The 12,808-nt window shown below is 53.2% G+C and carries 14 protein-coding genes and 1 riboswitch; of the genes, 1 reads left to right on the top strand and 13 read right to left on the bottom strand.

Going from position 1 to position 12,808, the window contains the following annotated elements:
* Position 1 precedes the first annotated feature (1 nt).
* Positions 2-1,144: a bifunctional diaminohydroxyphosphoribosylaminopyrimidine deaminase/5-amino-6-(5-phosphoribosylamino)uracil reductase RibD gene (gene ribD, locus GQY55_RS11010; protein WP_160041592.1), complete on the bottom strand. Its 1,143-nt coding sequence runs from the start codon at positions 1,142-1,144 to the stop codon at positions 2-4.
* Positions 1,145-1,494: 350 nt separating this feature from the next.
* A riboswitch (FMN riboswitch) is annotated at positions 1,495-1,676 on the bottom strand.
* Positions 1,677-1,971: 295 nt separating this feature from the next.
* On the opposite strand from ribD, the gene GQY55_RS11005 reads away from it, so the two are divergent.
* Positions 1,972-2,355, top strand: coding sequence for a DUF1259 domain-containing protein (locus GQY55_RS11005; protein WP_160041174.1), 384 nt, complete (start codon positions 1,972-1,974; stop codon positions 2,353-2,355).
* 269 nt (positions 2,356-2,624) lie between these two features.
* Here the strand turns inward: GQY55_RS11005 and GQY55_RS11000 are convergent, their stop codons facing one another.
* The 12 genes from GQY55_RS11000 to xerD form a co-directional block, all read right to left on the bottom strand.
* Positions 2,625-3,062, bottom strand: coding sequence for a peptidylprolyl isomerase (locus GQY55_RS11000; protein WP_160041172.1), 438 nt, complete (start codon positions 3,060-3,062; stop codon positions 2,625-2,627).
* Positions 3,059-3,247 carry a hypothetical protein gene (locus GQY55_RS31310; RefSeq protein ID WP_236575544.1) on the bottom strand — a complete coding sequence of 63 codons (189 nt, stop codon included), beginning with the start codon at positions 3,245-3,247 and terminating at the stop codon, positions 3,059-3,061. The genes GQY55_RS11000 and GQY55_RS31310 overlap by 4 nt, the downstream gene beginning before the upstream one ends.
* A gap of 124 nt (positions 3,248-3,371) precedes the next feature.
* Positions 3,372-4,703, bottom strand: coding sequence for a diaminopimelate decarboxylase (lysA, locus tag GQY55_RS10995; protein WP_160041170.1), 1,332 nt, complete (start codon positions 4,701-4,703; stop codon positions 3,372-3,374).
* 115 nt (positions 4,704-4,818) lie between these two features.
* Entirely contained in the window at positions 4,819-6,564 is a 1,746-nt protein-coding gene (locus tag GQY55_RS10990; protein ID WP_236575543.1) for a spore germination protein, read from the bottom strand.
* A 21-nt stretch (positions 6,565-6,585) separates the two neighbouring features.
* On the bottom strand, positions 6,586-7,011 hold the full coding sequence (locus GQY55_RS10985; RefSeq protein ID WP_236575542.1) for a stage V sporulation protein AB: 426 nt from the start codon (positions 7,009-7,011) through the stop codon (positions 6,586-6,588).
* A complete protein-coding gene (locus GQY55_RS10980; RefSeq protein WP_160041168.1) occupies positions 7,008-7,649 on the bottom strand; it encodes a stage V sporulation protein AA in 642 nt (213 codons plus the stop codon). The genes GQY55_RS10985 and GQY55_RS10980 overlap by 4 nt, the downstream gene beginning before the upstream one ends.
* Before the next feature lie 216 nt (positions 7,650-7,865).
* Positions 7,866-8,621, bottom strand: a complete 756-nt coding sequence (gene sigF, locus GQY55_RS10975; protein ID WP_160041166.1) for an RNA polymerase sporulation sigma factor SigF — start codon at positions 8,619-8,621, stop codon at positions 7,866-7,868.
* Between the two features lie 11 nt (positions 8,622-8,632).
* Complete coding sequence (spoIIAB, locus tag GQY55_RS10970; protein ID WP_160041164.1) at positions 8,633-9,094, bottom strand: anti-sigma F factor; 462 nt, start codon at positions 9,092-9,094, stop codon at positions 8,633-8,635.
* Positions 9,091-9,444 (bottom strand): anti-sigma F factor antagonist, encoded by a 354-nt coding sequence (gene spoIIAA / locus GQY55_RS10965; protein WP_160041162.1) that lies wholly within the window; start codon positions 9,442-9,444, stop codon positions 9,091-9,093. The genes spoIIAB and spoIIAA overlap by 4 nt, the downstream gene beginning before the upstream one ends.
* Positions 9,445-9,537: 93 nt before the next feature.
* A complete protein-coding gene (locus tag GQY55_RS10960; protein ID WP_160041160.1) occupies positions 9,538-10,719 on the bottom strand; it encodes a D-alanyl-D-alanine carboxypeptidase family protein in 1,182 nt (393 codons plus the stop codon).
* Between the two features lie 262 nt (positions 10,720-10,981).
* The gene (locus GQY55_RS10955; protein WP_160041158.1) at positions 10,982-11,806 is read right to left on the bottom strand and encodes a purine-nucleoside phosphorylase; all 825 of its coding nucleotides are present in this window, start codon (positions 11,804-11,806) and stop codon (positions 10,982-10,984) included.
* Complete coding sequence (xerD, locus tag GQY55_RS10950) at positions 11,793-12,728, bottom strand: site-specific tyrosine recombinase XerD (protein ID WP_160041156.1); 936 nt, start codon at positions 12,726-12,728, stop codon at positions 11,793-11,795. The genes GQY55_RS10955 and xerD overlap by 14 nt, the downstream gene beginning before the upstream one ends.
* Positions 12,729-12,808 lie beyond the last annotated feature (80 nt).

Genomic DNA, 12,808 nt, shown 5'->3' with positions numbered 1-12,808 from the left:
TTCACCCCTCCCCTTCCTGTTCTTTAACGTCTACATGGTCAGGCCAAATCGGTTTTCCCGAGACGAAAATGTTGTCCCCGACCCGGTCCACCTCAAGGTCATCCAACGTGATCGCATCCGCCATGCGCCCGATGCCTTCCAAATCGAAAGAATGCGGAGCATGTTTGCCGCCGACGATTTTCGGAGCGAAATACAAAACGATTCGATCCACAAGTCGCGCCCGCAGCAGTTCACCGTTCAGCGCCCCGCCGCCTTCGACCAGGACGGAGCCGATTTCCCTGCGGCCAAGCTCTTCCAAAGCCGCCTTCAGATCTACGCGAGGACCTGCGCCGCAGACCAAAATCTCGGCCCCTAGTTCCTCCAGCAGCCTGCGCCGTTCAACCGGCGCCTGTTCCGTCGTCAGAATAACGATGGGCGAGGTTCCAACCTTCAACAGGTTGGCTTCCGGCGTCAAACGAAGCCTTGAATCGACGACGATGCGCACAGGCTGCAAGCCGTCCACGCCGTCGTGCCGCGTTGTCAGGCTCGGATCGTCCGCCAGCGCCGTTCCGATGCCGACCATGATCGCCTGGTGACGGTGGCGAAGCGCATGCGCCTGCAGCCGGGCTTCCTCGTTCGAAATCCATTTGCTGTCGCCCGTTTCGGTCGCGATTTTCCCGTCCAGCGTGCTTGCCGCCTTGATCGTTACGTAAGGCATCCGGGTCGTAATGTACTTCGCGAACTTGTCGTTCAATCGTACCGCCCGTTCCCGCAGCGTGCCGACCTGGACCTCGATTCCGTGCTGACGGAGACGTTTGATCCCTGAGCCTGCGACGACGGGATTCGGGTCTAAGCAGGCGACCACGACCCGTTTTACCTTCGCTTCGATGAGCAGGTCGCTGCAAGGCGGGGTTTTGCCGTGGTGGCTGCACGGCTCCAGCGTGACGTACACCGTGCCTCCTTCCGCCTGTTCGCCGGCCATACGGACGGCATGCACTTCCGCATGGGCGATTCCCCTTTTCAGATGCGTTCCGAGACCGACAAGCGCGCCGTCTTTCACGATCACACAGCCCACGACCGGATTGATTCCCGTTTGCCCCTGCGCACGTTCTGCCATATCCAGCGCCAGAGACATGTAAAATTCGTCATTCACCGGCAGTTCCATCGCCAACGGTTCCTCCTTTCCGTTCCCATTTTTTGAAGCAAACAACAAAAAAGCCCTCCGGATTTCATCCGGGGGCATCGTGAGAATAAGCTGAAGACACTCAAATAAAGCTTCCGCCATGGCAGTTGTAAAGGCGGTACCCCGTCATTTGGGAACGGCAAATAAAGTGCACGGTTCACACGCTTTCCGACCGGACGAAGGCATCATAGCAACGTTTCTGCCAGACCAGGGGTTCATAACGAACCCTTTTCCGATCGTCAAAAAACGGCCGTCCCGAGCGCACGTGAAAAAAGACACGTCTTGCCGCAGCTTTATTGGGTGTATCGCACGAGTATATGTACCCTGCGCTTTCGCTCCTTCTCCCATCCAGACTATACTGTCGGTCCCGGAATTGCACCGGGTCCACCGTACGCGGGCTGTCAAGCACGCGGCCGGGTCACGGACTAAGATTCATACGTTTTATGGCAAACCGCCATGCACGAAATGCATCATCACCGCCGGTAGGGAATTTCACCCTGCCCCGAAGGAAAACCCAAATTTTTAATGGTTCATGGTGTTTAAACCAGATCAAGCATCATGAACTAAACTGTATGTTACTACCGATTGTTTATAAATGCAAGAGGCAAGCCTGCGTTCAGGCCGTCGCCCACGAAGGCAAAAGATGCTCCGGATTGGCGCGCTGGTACCGACATTGCCAACGTAAGCGCTGTCGTTCCTAGCAGCCTCTATCGATTTCCCAATAGCATATTTTTAAAAAAATAGTCATTCAAATGTTCCTTGCCTTTCAACCTTTCATATTTTGTAACATCACGAAAGGAGTGGAATGCATGAAAATTTCCCAATCGCTTTGCAACCGTCTTGCTGCCATTTTGGGCGGCAAAGGTACGTCCGACGGCAAAAGCTGCACGATTATGGTTGAAAGAAAGCTGAATGCTAAAATTCTTGGAAGAAATTATGAAACCGAACATGAAATTACGATTCAATCGCTTAAAAACGGCACGACTTTGAACACCGGCGAAATTACGCTGCTGCAGTCCGAAGTGCAGCGCTTTATCAACGCGGTTCGCAGACGCAACCTCAAAATAACGGCGGTCCACAACCACTGGTTGTTTGAAAAACCCAGATTGATGTATCTTCATATTGAATCGGTTGAAAATCCCATTCAATTTGCCCGAAAGCTGAGAGCTGCGTTAGACGTTCTAAAAAAATAGATTCCTTGCGGCGTTTGGAAAGGTTCCGAACGCCGTTTTTCATTCCGTCCGGCTTTCCCGCTTCATAAAAAAATACATCTATCGACGCACTATCACAGAACAGACCCCGTATAGCGGAAACTTTTCTTGAGATATAAGGAAGCCATACATTGCTTTGAAACTCATACTATCTTCAAACGGAAATAAGCTGACGCCGGTAAAACACCGGCGTCAGCTTGCTGTGAGGAAATTGGCCAAGCCAAAATCGCTCCGAAGAGGTTAAGCCCTTCTTATTGTTCGTCCCAAACTTTTACTTCTTTCATTTTGTCGCCGGGTCTGATCGCATCGACATGTTCCATGCCGCTGGTCACTTTGCCGAAGACGGTGTGCACGCCGTCAAGGTGATGCTGCGGTTCGTACACGATAAAAAATTGGCTTCCGCCCGTGTTGCGTCCGGCATGCGCCATGGACAACACGCCTCTCGTATGTTTCGTCGTGTTCGTTGCCGTTTCGCAATCGATGGTGTATCCAGGTCCGCCGGTGCCGTTGCCGACCGGGCATCCGCCTTGCGCTACGAAACCTGGAATGACGCGGTGGAACGTCAGGCCGTTATAAAAGCCGGAATTCGCAAGCTTTTCAAAGTTTGCAACCGTGTTTGGCGCTTCTTCCGGCAGAAATTCTATTTCAACGACTCCGCCTTTTTCAAGTTCAATCGTACCTTTTTTCATCGGTATTCACTTCCTATCGGATATTTTTCGAATGCTGTTGCTTTTCCGATGACCCAAGCCGCAAAGGCCCGTCCATCGTTTTCGTCACCATTTGATTGTATCTTACTTTCCGCCACTTTTGCAATCATTTCGATGCCAGCTTCAAACGGAACGAAGGATGGGAAAGGCTTGAAGGCGCCGTCCACGCGAAAAAGATCATTTCCGCATTCCCCAATACAGAAATGATCTTCTTTCGCGTTTTGTTCTGCACCAATTCTTGCTTGTAAGTACGGCCGTTCCCGATTTCCGTCGGAACCGCTGTAATTCCGCTTATTTCAGGACAGCCTGCTTGTTGATCCGCTCAGGAATGACGTCGTTGCCGACGATGTCCTGCAGCGTTTCGCGGCGTACGACCAGGTCGCTTTCGCCTTGACGGACAAACACGACCGCCGGACGGCGAATGCGGTTATAGTTGCTGGCCATGGAATAGTTATAGGCTCCCGTGCAGGCAACAGCCAGCAAATCGCCGCTGTTTACTTTCGGCAGGTCCAAATCCCAAATCAGCATATCTCCGCTTTCGCAGCATTTGCCGGCAATGGACACCGTTTCTTCGATCGCATCATTTGCCCGGTTGGCAAGCAGCGCTTCGTATTTGGATTCATACAAAGCGGGACGCGGATTGTCCGTCATGCCGCCGTCCACGGCGACGTATTTGCGTACGCCCGGAATGTCCTTGCTCGTTCCGACGGTATAAAGCGTCGTGCCGGCATCGCCGACGATGCTGCGGCCCGGTTCCACCCAAATTTCGGGCAGCTCGGAAGACCAGCCGGAAAAATGCGCTTTGACCGCATCGGTGATCGCTTTGACGTATTGCGAAACTTCGAGCGGCGTGTCCCCTTCCACGTAACGGATGCCGAAACCTCCGCCCAGATTGACCACTTTGAACAGCACGCCGAGCTGCTGGAAGACGTTTTTCGCGAATTCCGCCACCCGCTGCACCGCCATTTCAAAGCCTTCGGTCTCGAAGATTTGGGAGCCGATATGGGAATGGACGCCGAGCAGTTCCAGATTCGACTGTTCGGACGCCAGCTTTACCGCTTCGAATGCCGAACCGTTGCCGATGTCGAATCCAAACTTGGAATCGGTTTGACCCGTCGAGATGTACTCATGGGTATGCGCTTCGACGCCCGGCGTGACGCGGAGCAAAATTTGCACGCGCACGTTTTTCTCGGCGGCCACCGCGTTCAGAAGCTGCAATTCCACCAAGTTGTCCACAACGAAGCAGCCGATTTCGGCGTCGATCGCCATTTCGATTTCCTCCAGCGTTTTGTTGTTGCCGTGAAAATGAATGCGTTTGGCCGGAAAACCCGCTTGCAGCGCGGTATAGAGTTCCCCGTCGGACACCACATCAAGCGACATGCCTTCTTCGTCGGCAACGCGGCACATGGCCATCGTGCAAAACGCCTTGCTCGCATATGCGACTTGGAACTTCAGGCCGGAAGCACGGAAAGCCGCGATATACTGCTGACAGCGCTGACGAACAAGCTCTTCGTCCACGATGTACAGCGGCGTTCCGTACGTTTCCTTAAGGTCCACCACGTCGCATCCGCCGATTTCCAGATGCCCTGCTGCATTTATTTGACTGGTACCATGTAAGAACATATTCAGCATCCCTTCGCTTTCTGTGGAAAATCAAATTCCATCTGAACTTTTACATCAGTATAACAGACAACGGAAGAGAATGAATGGATTTTTATGCAAAACATTTGTATTTTTTCTACGATTGATCCGTATTGTCCGGGTTTGGCGCCATTTTCGTGTTATCCCGCGTTTTATTGAAGGATGGCCTTTTCTTGGATTCAAGCAGCGGAAAACGGAATAAGACGCTGGCCATCGCCTTTGCATTAAAAGGTATAAACGGCCATAAATAAGAAGAATTGTACGAGCGGTGCAGCGTCAGCAGCAAAATGAGCAGCGTCGTGCCGATGACGAAGCCCTGCACCTTAAAGAGCGCGACGGCCACCAGCAGTACCAGCCTCACCAGCCGGTTGGCAAGCCCGAGCTCATAGCTTGGCGTCGCGAACATCCCGATGGCGGCGACGGCCATGTACAACACGACCTCGTTGATAAACAATCCGGTTTTGACGGCGATGTCGCCGACCAGGATGGCCGCGATCAGGCCCATGGCGGAAGCAAGCGGCGTCGGCGTATGGACGGCCGCAAGCCTCAGCAGGTCCACCCCGAATTCGACCATCAGAAACTGGGCGATTAACGGCACCTTGCCATGATCGTGAGGTCCGATAAACTGCAGAAACGCCGGTTTCAGCTCCGGATTCGCGACCAACAGCATCCATAGCGGCAGCAAAAACATCGATGCGAAAATCCCGAGAAACCGGACCCACCTGAGGTATGTGCCCATAAATGCCGTTTGCCGTTTTTCCTCCGCATGTTGGCACAGGTCGAAAAAAGTGGTCGGCATGACCATGACGCTCGGCGACGTGTCGACGAAAACGGCCACCCGCCCTTCCAAAATATGCGAAGCCACCACGTCGGGCCGCTCCGAATACCGGACCAGCGGATACGGATGCCAGCCTTTGTTGATGATGGCCTCTTCCAGCTGCTTATCCGCCAGCGGCAGCCCTTCGATATCCAGGCCTTTGATTTTTTCCCGGATCGAGTCGACCTGCACCTTATCCACGATATCATCAATATATGCAATACACACGTCCGTACGTGTACGTCTACCTACCTGAACCAATTCCGCTTTGAACCCGGGATCGCGGACGCGGCGGCGGACAAGGGCGATATTGCTGAGCAGCGTCTCGACAAAGCCGTCCCTGGCGCCCCGGACCACTCTTTCGATGCTGGGCTCTTCCGGGCTGCGTACCGGGAACGTGCGCGTATCCAGCACGATGGCCGCACGTTCGCCGTCGATGTACAGTGCGGACATGCCCATCAGCATTTTGTTGATCGTAGAACTCAGCTTTCGTTCCACTTCGACTTGAATATGCGGAATATAATATTCAAAAAAAGACTGCAGTGCGTCTGTAGACAGCTGGTCCGCGTTCAAATACGTCAGGCGCTTCAAAATTTCGACCATGATGTTGTCTTTGGCGAACCCGTTGACGAAAAGCAGCCCCGTCCGCCGCCCCGCAAGCGTCATCTCGCGGAATACGATATCGAACGAGGACCCGAGTCCGACCACTTCCTTCAGCGTTGCTTTCGTCTGGTCCAAGCTGTCCGAAATGTCGTCGCTTTTTTGCCAATAAATAACCGATTCTTCCACCGAGTCGGAATGCTCTTCTTCCCGCTTTTTCTCTTCGCCTTTGCCGCTGCCGGCCCCCGACCCTTTAAAAACCAGGGTACCGGCTCCGTTGCTGCCGTCATCTTGCGGGCCGCCAGAGGCTGAAGCCGGTCGATCGCCCTCTTTTCCTCCGGATTCTGTCCCGTTTCCGTAATTCATCCACACTTCCGGTTTTGACGGATCCCCCACACCTGTTCGCTCATTCTCATGTTCGTTCATGATCCATCACCCTTTCGCCTCTTACTTTCTATATACGAACCAGTCAAACAACGAACCCGCCACTTTCCCCGTCACCATCGCCATCAATAGGCCGAACAAGTACCCGATCATTTTTAGCCGCTTGGCCAAAATCGGCAGCACGTTCAGCACCTCGGTCAAGGCCGCCGCCAAAAGCCCGACAAAAATGCCGTTAAATAGGCCGACAACGAGGCCGGACCATGCCCCGAGCGACAGCTTCCAGTTCCAGAAATCAAACACGGTGCCTACCAGCGATCCCGCCACCATCGCCCCTTCGTACCAGTGCACCTGGTGGTAAGACCGCGTCAGCTGCGCCAGCCTCGGAATCATGTCCAGCACGATAAAAAGCGCGATCACGCCCCCGCCAACGGCGATGCCTCCGGCAATGCCGAGCAAAATCTGCACCAGCAGCCCAAGCACCGTACTCAATGCTTCTCCCCCTTGTTTTGCGACGATTTCATCCGTTTGTATTCCTGGGCGACGACGAACTGATCGATATTTTCCTGGTAGAGAAACATCTCCACTTCCAACGGAGTAGGCTCCTCATTCCATTTTTTCTTGAACAGATGGTTGAAAAAAACGACCATGCCGAAGCCGATGCCAAACGAATAAGCCGCCTGGAACAGGTAAGGATGTTCGTCCCTTTTGCCTGTCAGCATTTCCACCGTCCGGATTTGAACCTCCTGCATGTTGACGTCCGCGTGGAAGTTCATGATCGTCAGCGCCGAGCCGAAAAAAAGCAGCAGCCAAACGAGCAAAAACAAAAGAAAGGAAGGCTTCCGCGGTTTCTGAACGACTTCCACCAAAACGTGGTTTTGACCGATCGGTTCGATTTTCACCCCGGGGATGAGCTGCTGAACCTTCGGAATAATTTGCATCAGGTCGATAAGCAACAAATTGCCGTCCCATTTTTGCGGTTCGACCAGTTCAAGATTGCGAAGCGGCGCCTCCCACTCCGGGTCGCTTAATATCCTGGCGACATGCCCAAGCGTCACGACCCTTCCCTGCGTGATCGGCACGCGGCTTCGCAGCTGCAGATATACCGTAGGGACCGAATTCGAAGACATTGTGACCACTCCTTTGCTGCCTCAATGTCGTTAGTATAGGAAAATGCTCGGTTTTCTAGTCAAATGTTGCTATGGGAGCGTATTCTACCGTTTGCATTCCGGCGCAGACGAGCATTTGCAACGGCGCATCTTCATGGATTCCAAAAGACGGGGAGGCGGGGAAAACAAAAAACGGACCGGCCGAAGCAAAATGCCTCGAACCGGTCCGCCCTCACGTTACTGCGCGATCTGATCGCGAATAAGCTGCAATATTTTCTTTTCCAGGCGCGACACCTGAACCTGCGATATGCCAAGCCTCGCCGCTACCTCCGATTGCGTCTGATCGCGGTAATACCTTAGGTAGACGATCAGCTTCTCGCGTTCGGAAAGGCCGTCGATCGCCTCGTTCAGGGCCAGCTTGTCGAACCAGCGTTCCTGCGTGTCGTCCGCAATCTGGTCCATGAGCGTAATCGGGTCTCCGTCGTTTTCGAACACCGTTTCATGGATCGAGGTCGGCGGTTTATTCGCTTCCTGGGCGAACACCACTTCCTCCGGCGTCACCCCAAGCTCCTCGGCAACCTCTTTGACGGTCGGCAATCGATCCAGATGCTTCGACAGCTCGTCCTTCTTTTTCCGTACTTTATTCGCCATTTCCTTCAGCGAACGGCTTACCTTAAGGGTGCCGTCATCCCGGAGGAACCGCTGAATTTCGCCGATGATCATCGGCACGGCATAGGTCGAAAATTTAACGTCGTAGCTTAAATCGAATTTATCCACGGACTTCAGCAGACCGATACAGCCGATCTGAAACAAATCCTCCGGCTCATAGCCGCGGTTCATAAACCTTTGTACAACGGACCAGACGAGACGGATGTTGCAGTTTACCAGCGTATCGCGGGCCATGCTGTCTCCGGCCTGGCTCAAAGCGATCAGGCGTTTGACTTCCGCGTCTTCCAGATAGGTTTGCGAAGGTTTTTTCACATCAGCATCCATGCGCCCAACCCCTAATTATACAAAGCTTTCTTGGATTCTATCCTTTTCTTCATCCTGATCGACGTGCCGGAGCCGGGCTCGCTGGAAACTTCGAACTCGTCCATGAAGTTCTCCATGATCGTAAATCCCATTCCCGATCGCTCCAGTTCAGGTTTTGACGTGTACAGCGGCTGACGGGCCAGGTCCAAATCCTCGATGCCCTCTCCCCGATCCTCGACGGTAATCGTCACGGTATCGCCCACGATTTCCGCCGTGATGGTGACGATCCCTTCGGGATTGCCGTCATACCCGTGAATGATGCTGTTAGTGACCGCTTCGGAAATGACCGTTTTCAAATCGCTGAGCTCTTCCATGGTCGGATCCAGCTGGGAAATGAACGCCGCGACGGTGACCCGCGCAAAGGATTCGTTTTCCGATTTGGCCGAAAATTGGAGCGTCATGAAATTGCGTTGAACCCCATTTTTTTCCGTCATGACACGACCTCCAATCCCGAGAGCGCCTGGCCCTCGCTATCGTAAATAGGCATGATCTTAAACAGCCCGGACATGTCCAATAAGCGGTAGACCGCCGAATTGACGTCGCATACGGCCATTTTTCCGCCCTTGCTTTTGATCAGCTTGTACCTTCCCAAAATGACTCCCAATCCGGAACTGTCCATAAACTGCAAATTTTTAAAGCTGAGCACCAAATGCTCCGTTTGTCCTCTCTGGATTGCTTCGTCGAGCTGTAGACGGACATGGTCGGCGGTATGATGGTCCAGCTCGCCGGATAGGCGGACGATCAATGTTTTGCGGTGATGCTCCATTTCCACTTGCAGATTCACGCCTGCTCACTCTCCTTCCTGTCGCTTGACCAAGGATTTCTACGCCGCGAAAAGAGATTCCTGCACCCCGACAAAACTAGAAGAAAACCGCTATCAATCTACAAGGAACAACTTCGAGGCCGTCCGCTTGAACAGCTTCCACCATCCGGCCTTGCCGATTTGCTCCGGAGATTTCAGCTCGAATTCCTTGAGAACTTTGTCGCCTTGGTACACGACGAGCTTACCGAGTACCTGTCCCGCCTGTACGGGCGCTCTGACTTCCTTCGGAACCTGCAGCTCATGACGGATGCCTTCGGCATTGACCGTCTTTCTGAGCAGCACGCTGTAGGTTTGGCCCGCGGTCAGCGTCAATTCTTTCACGTCGCCTTTATTAACCTTGATCGTTCCGATCGTGTCGCCCGGCTTGAAGATGGTGTGCATGCTGTATTGCGAAAACATATAGTCGAACATTTTGGATACTTCTTCGTTCCGCGTCTTCGTGTTCGGTTCGCCAAGCACAACCGCCACGGCTCTCAATCCGTCTTTGACCGCCGTTGCCGACAGGCAAAATCTCGCTTCGGACGTATAACCCGTTTTCAGTCCGTCGGCCCCGGTATAAAAGCGGACCAGCTTGTTCGTGTTTACGAGCCAAAACGGCTTTTTCGAATCCTTGCGCAGATAATCCTGGTAGGTGCCGGTATATTTCGTAATATCCTTATGCTTCAAAAGCTCCCGGCTGATGACGGCGATATCATGTGCCGAGGAATAGTGGTTTTCCGCAGGCAGTCCGTTGCAGTTGGCAAAATGGGTGTCCTTCAGCCCAAGCTGCTTCGCTTTGTCGTTCATCATCTGCACGAAAGATTCCTCGGTGCCCGCGATTTTTTCCGCGATCGCCACCGAAGCGTCGTTGCCCGATGCCATCGCGATGCCTTTCAGCATTTCGTCGACGGTCATTTCTTCGCCGGGCTCCAGGAAAATTTGCGAGCCCCCCATCGATGCGGCATATTCGCTCGTGCGAACCTTGTCGGTCAGCTTCAGCTTGCCGGAGTCGATGGCTTCCATCGTGAGCAGCATCGTCATAATTTTGGTAATGCTTGCGGGCGGCAGTTTATCATGGCTGTTTTTCTCGTAAATAATAGTTCCCGTATCCGCATCCATGAGGATGGCGGACTTGGCGTTTGCGGCCAGATCCGCTTGCCCCGTCTGTTTGGCCTTTTCCTCGGCAAATCCCGGCTGCGGGAAAGCCGCGGCAAAAAAGCACACCGTCAGCGTCACTGCCAATAGCGTCTTTCTCAAAACTAGTCCCCTCCTGACCTTTGGTCAACTTTGGAATGAGAATTTTGCAAATCTTGAAAATTGCTATCCTACATGCCATGCTGAAGCTTTTTTTTTGCAAAATTCGAATACTGCTGTTTTTCATTGTCGTCAGGTTGGGAGGAAAATATTCCAATGGCCGCCAAGATTTATAGGAAAATTACGCATGAAAACATAAAAAATCCGCAGGGCGAAGGCCTGCGGACGTAGGTTTTGAAATCTTTGAAAACAATGGATGCAAAAATTACATTTTCGGAATGACCGCGAGCACCAGGTTTAAAAACTTGTCGCGGACAAGCTCGGTTGTTTCCATGACCTCGTCATGGGACAGAGGCTGGTCAAGAATGCCCGCCGCCATGTTGCTGATGCAGGAAATGCCAAGCACTTCGAGTCCCGCATGGCGCGCCACGATCGTTTCCGATACGGTCGACATGCCTACGGCGTCGGCGCCAAGCGTGCGGAGCATCCGAATTTCGGCCGGGGTTTCATACGTAGGTCCGAGCAAACCGGCATAAACGCCTTCCTGGAGTTCGATTCCTTTCGATTCGGCGACCGTTTTGAGCACGCCGCGCAAACGGCGGCTGTACGCTTCGGACATATCCAGGAAACGAACGCCCAATTCAGGGTCGTTTGGTCCGATCAGCGGGTTTCTGCCCGTGAAATTGAGGTGATCGGCAATCACCATCAGGTCGCCCGGTTTATAGGACTTGTTGACGCCGCCCGCGGCATTGGTCACAAGCAGGCTTTGAACGCCCAATTCTTTCATGACGCGAACCGGAAATGCCGTCACTTCGGGACCGTAGCCCTCATACATATGAAAGCGCCCTTTCATCATGACGACCGCGCGCCCTTCGATCGTGCCGATCAGAAGTTCGCCGTCATGCCCTTCCACGGTCGATACCGGAAAATGCGGAATGTCCTGGTAAGGAATCGAAATTCCGTCCTGAATCAAGTCGGCCAGAATGCCAAGCCCCGACCCGAGAATCAAACCGACCTCGGGTTTCGATCCGGTTTTGCCTTGGATGTAGGCAGCCGCTTCGCGAATCATTGTCTGGTTAATCGTTGTCATATCCGTTGTGCTCCTTTGGTTTGGTTGAATGCGCCCGTTCCCGCGGATGATGGCTTTGATAAACGTCCTTCATCGCTTTTTTGGTTAACAGGCTATAAATCGGGGCCGCAGACATGTCGCTGTGCCCCAGCATCTCCTGGACGGAACGGATGTCAGCCCCGTCCTCGAGCAGATGCGCCGCAAAGGAATGGCGCAGCGTATGCGGGGTAATGTCCCCGTCTATGCCTGCCTCCGCGGCGTATTTTTTTAGTATTTTCCAAAAACCTTGGCGGGTCAGCCTTGTCCCGAGATTGTTCAGGAAAAGCCCGTTTTCCCGGTCACCCCTGACCATATGGGGCCGTATTTGATTGATGTATGTACTTACGGCTTCGGCTGAAATGCTGCTGATCGGCAGCACCCGCTCCTTCCCCGAGCTGCTCGTGCAGTGGAGAAATTTCATGTCCGGATACACATCATCCACATTAAGCGCCATCAGCTCCGAGACTTTCATGCCCGTCGCGTACAGCAGCTCCAGCATCGCCTTGTCCCGAACGCCCGGCGGCGTCGACACGTCCGGCGCTGCCAGCAGATGCTCCACCTGCTCGACGCTTAATATTTGCGGAACTTTTTTTTCCGGTTTCGGCGACTCCAGGTACAGCGTGGGATCATGTTCCAGCAGCGACTCCTTGACCATGTAATGAAAAAAGGAACGGATCGAGACGAGTTTTCTCATCACCGTCGACGCAGCAAAGCGGCTTTTCTTCAATTCGTTCATGTACATGGCGATATGGGTTTTCCTGATCTCGTTCACCGATTGAAGCTCCCGCCGCAAGGCAAACTCGAAAAATTGCTGCAGGTCGCGTTCATAGGACTCTAGCGTGCTTTGAGACAACCCCTTCTCTTCGTCCAAATAACGGATGAAGGATTCTACATACTGTATCATAAGTCAAAAAAGCTCCTTCAGATAGATTTGCCGATCCGTTCATGGGATCAGGCAGACCCCCGGTTCGTCTTGTTGTTCCC

The sequence above is a fragment of the Paenibacillus sp. USDA918EY genome (assembly GCF_009870825.1).
In the GTDB taxonomy this organism is placed as follows: Bacteria; Bacillota; Bacilli; order Paenibacillales; family Paenibacillaceae; genus Paenibacillus_AQ; species Paenibacillus_AQ albilobatus.
The sequence above is the reverse complement of the archived record's forward strand: the minus strand, read 5'-3'. Positions and strand labels throughout refer to the sequence as shown.

Excerpts from the sequence above, each read along its gene's own strand:
- ribD (WP_160041592.1), bottom strand. The coding sequence starts at position 1,144 with ATGGAACTGCCGGTGAATGACGAATTTTACATGTCTCTGGCGCTGGAT.
- GQY55_RS11005 (WP_160041174.1), top strand. The coding sequence starts at position 1,972 with ATGAAAATTTCCCAATCGCTTTGCAACCGTCTTGCTGCCATTTTGGGC.
- GQY55_RS11000 (WP_160041172.1), bottom strand. The coding sequence starts at position 3,062 with ATGAAAAAAGGTACGATTGAACTTGAAAAAGGCGGAGTCGTTGAAATA.
- lysA (WP_160041170.1), bottom strand. The coding sequence starts at position 4,703 with ATGTTCTTACATGGTACCAGTCAAATAAATGCAGCAGGGCATCTGGAA.
- GQY55_RS10990 (WP_236575543.1), bottom strand. The coding sequence starts at position 6,564 with ATGAACGAACATGAGAATGAGCGAACAGGTGTGGGGGATCCGTCAAAA.
- GQY55_RS10980 (WP_160041168.1), bottom strand. The coding sequence starts at position 7,649 with ATGTCTTCGAATTCGGTCCCTACGGTATATCTGCAGCTGCGAAGCCGC.
- sigF (WP_160041166.1), bottom strand. The coding sequence starts at position 8,621 with ATGGATGCTGATGTGAAAAAACCTTCGCAAACCTATCTGGAAGACGCG.
- spoIIAB (WP_160041164.1), bottom strand. The coding sequence starts at position 9,094 with ATGACGGAAAAAAATGGGGTTCAACGCAATTTCATGACGCTCCAATTT.
- GQY55_RS10955 (WP_160041158.1), bottom strand. The coding sequence starts at position 11,806 with ATGACAACGATTAACCAGACAATGATTCGCGAAGCGGCTGCCTACATC.
- xerD (WP_160041156.1), bottom strand. The coding sequence starts at position 12,728 with ATGATACAGTATGTAGAATCCTTCATCCGTTATTTGGACGAAGAGAAG.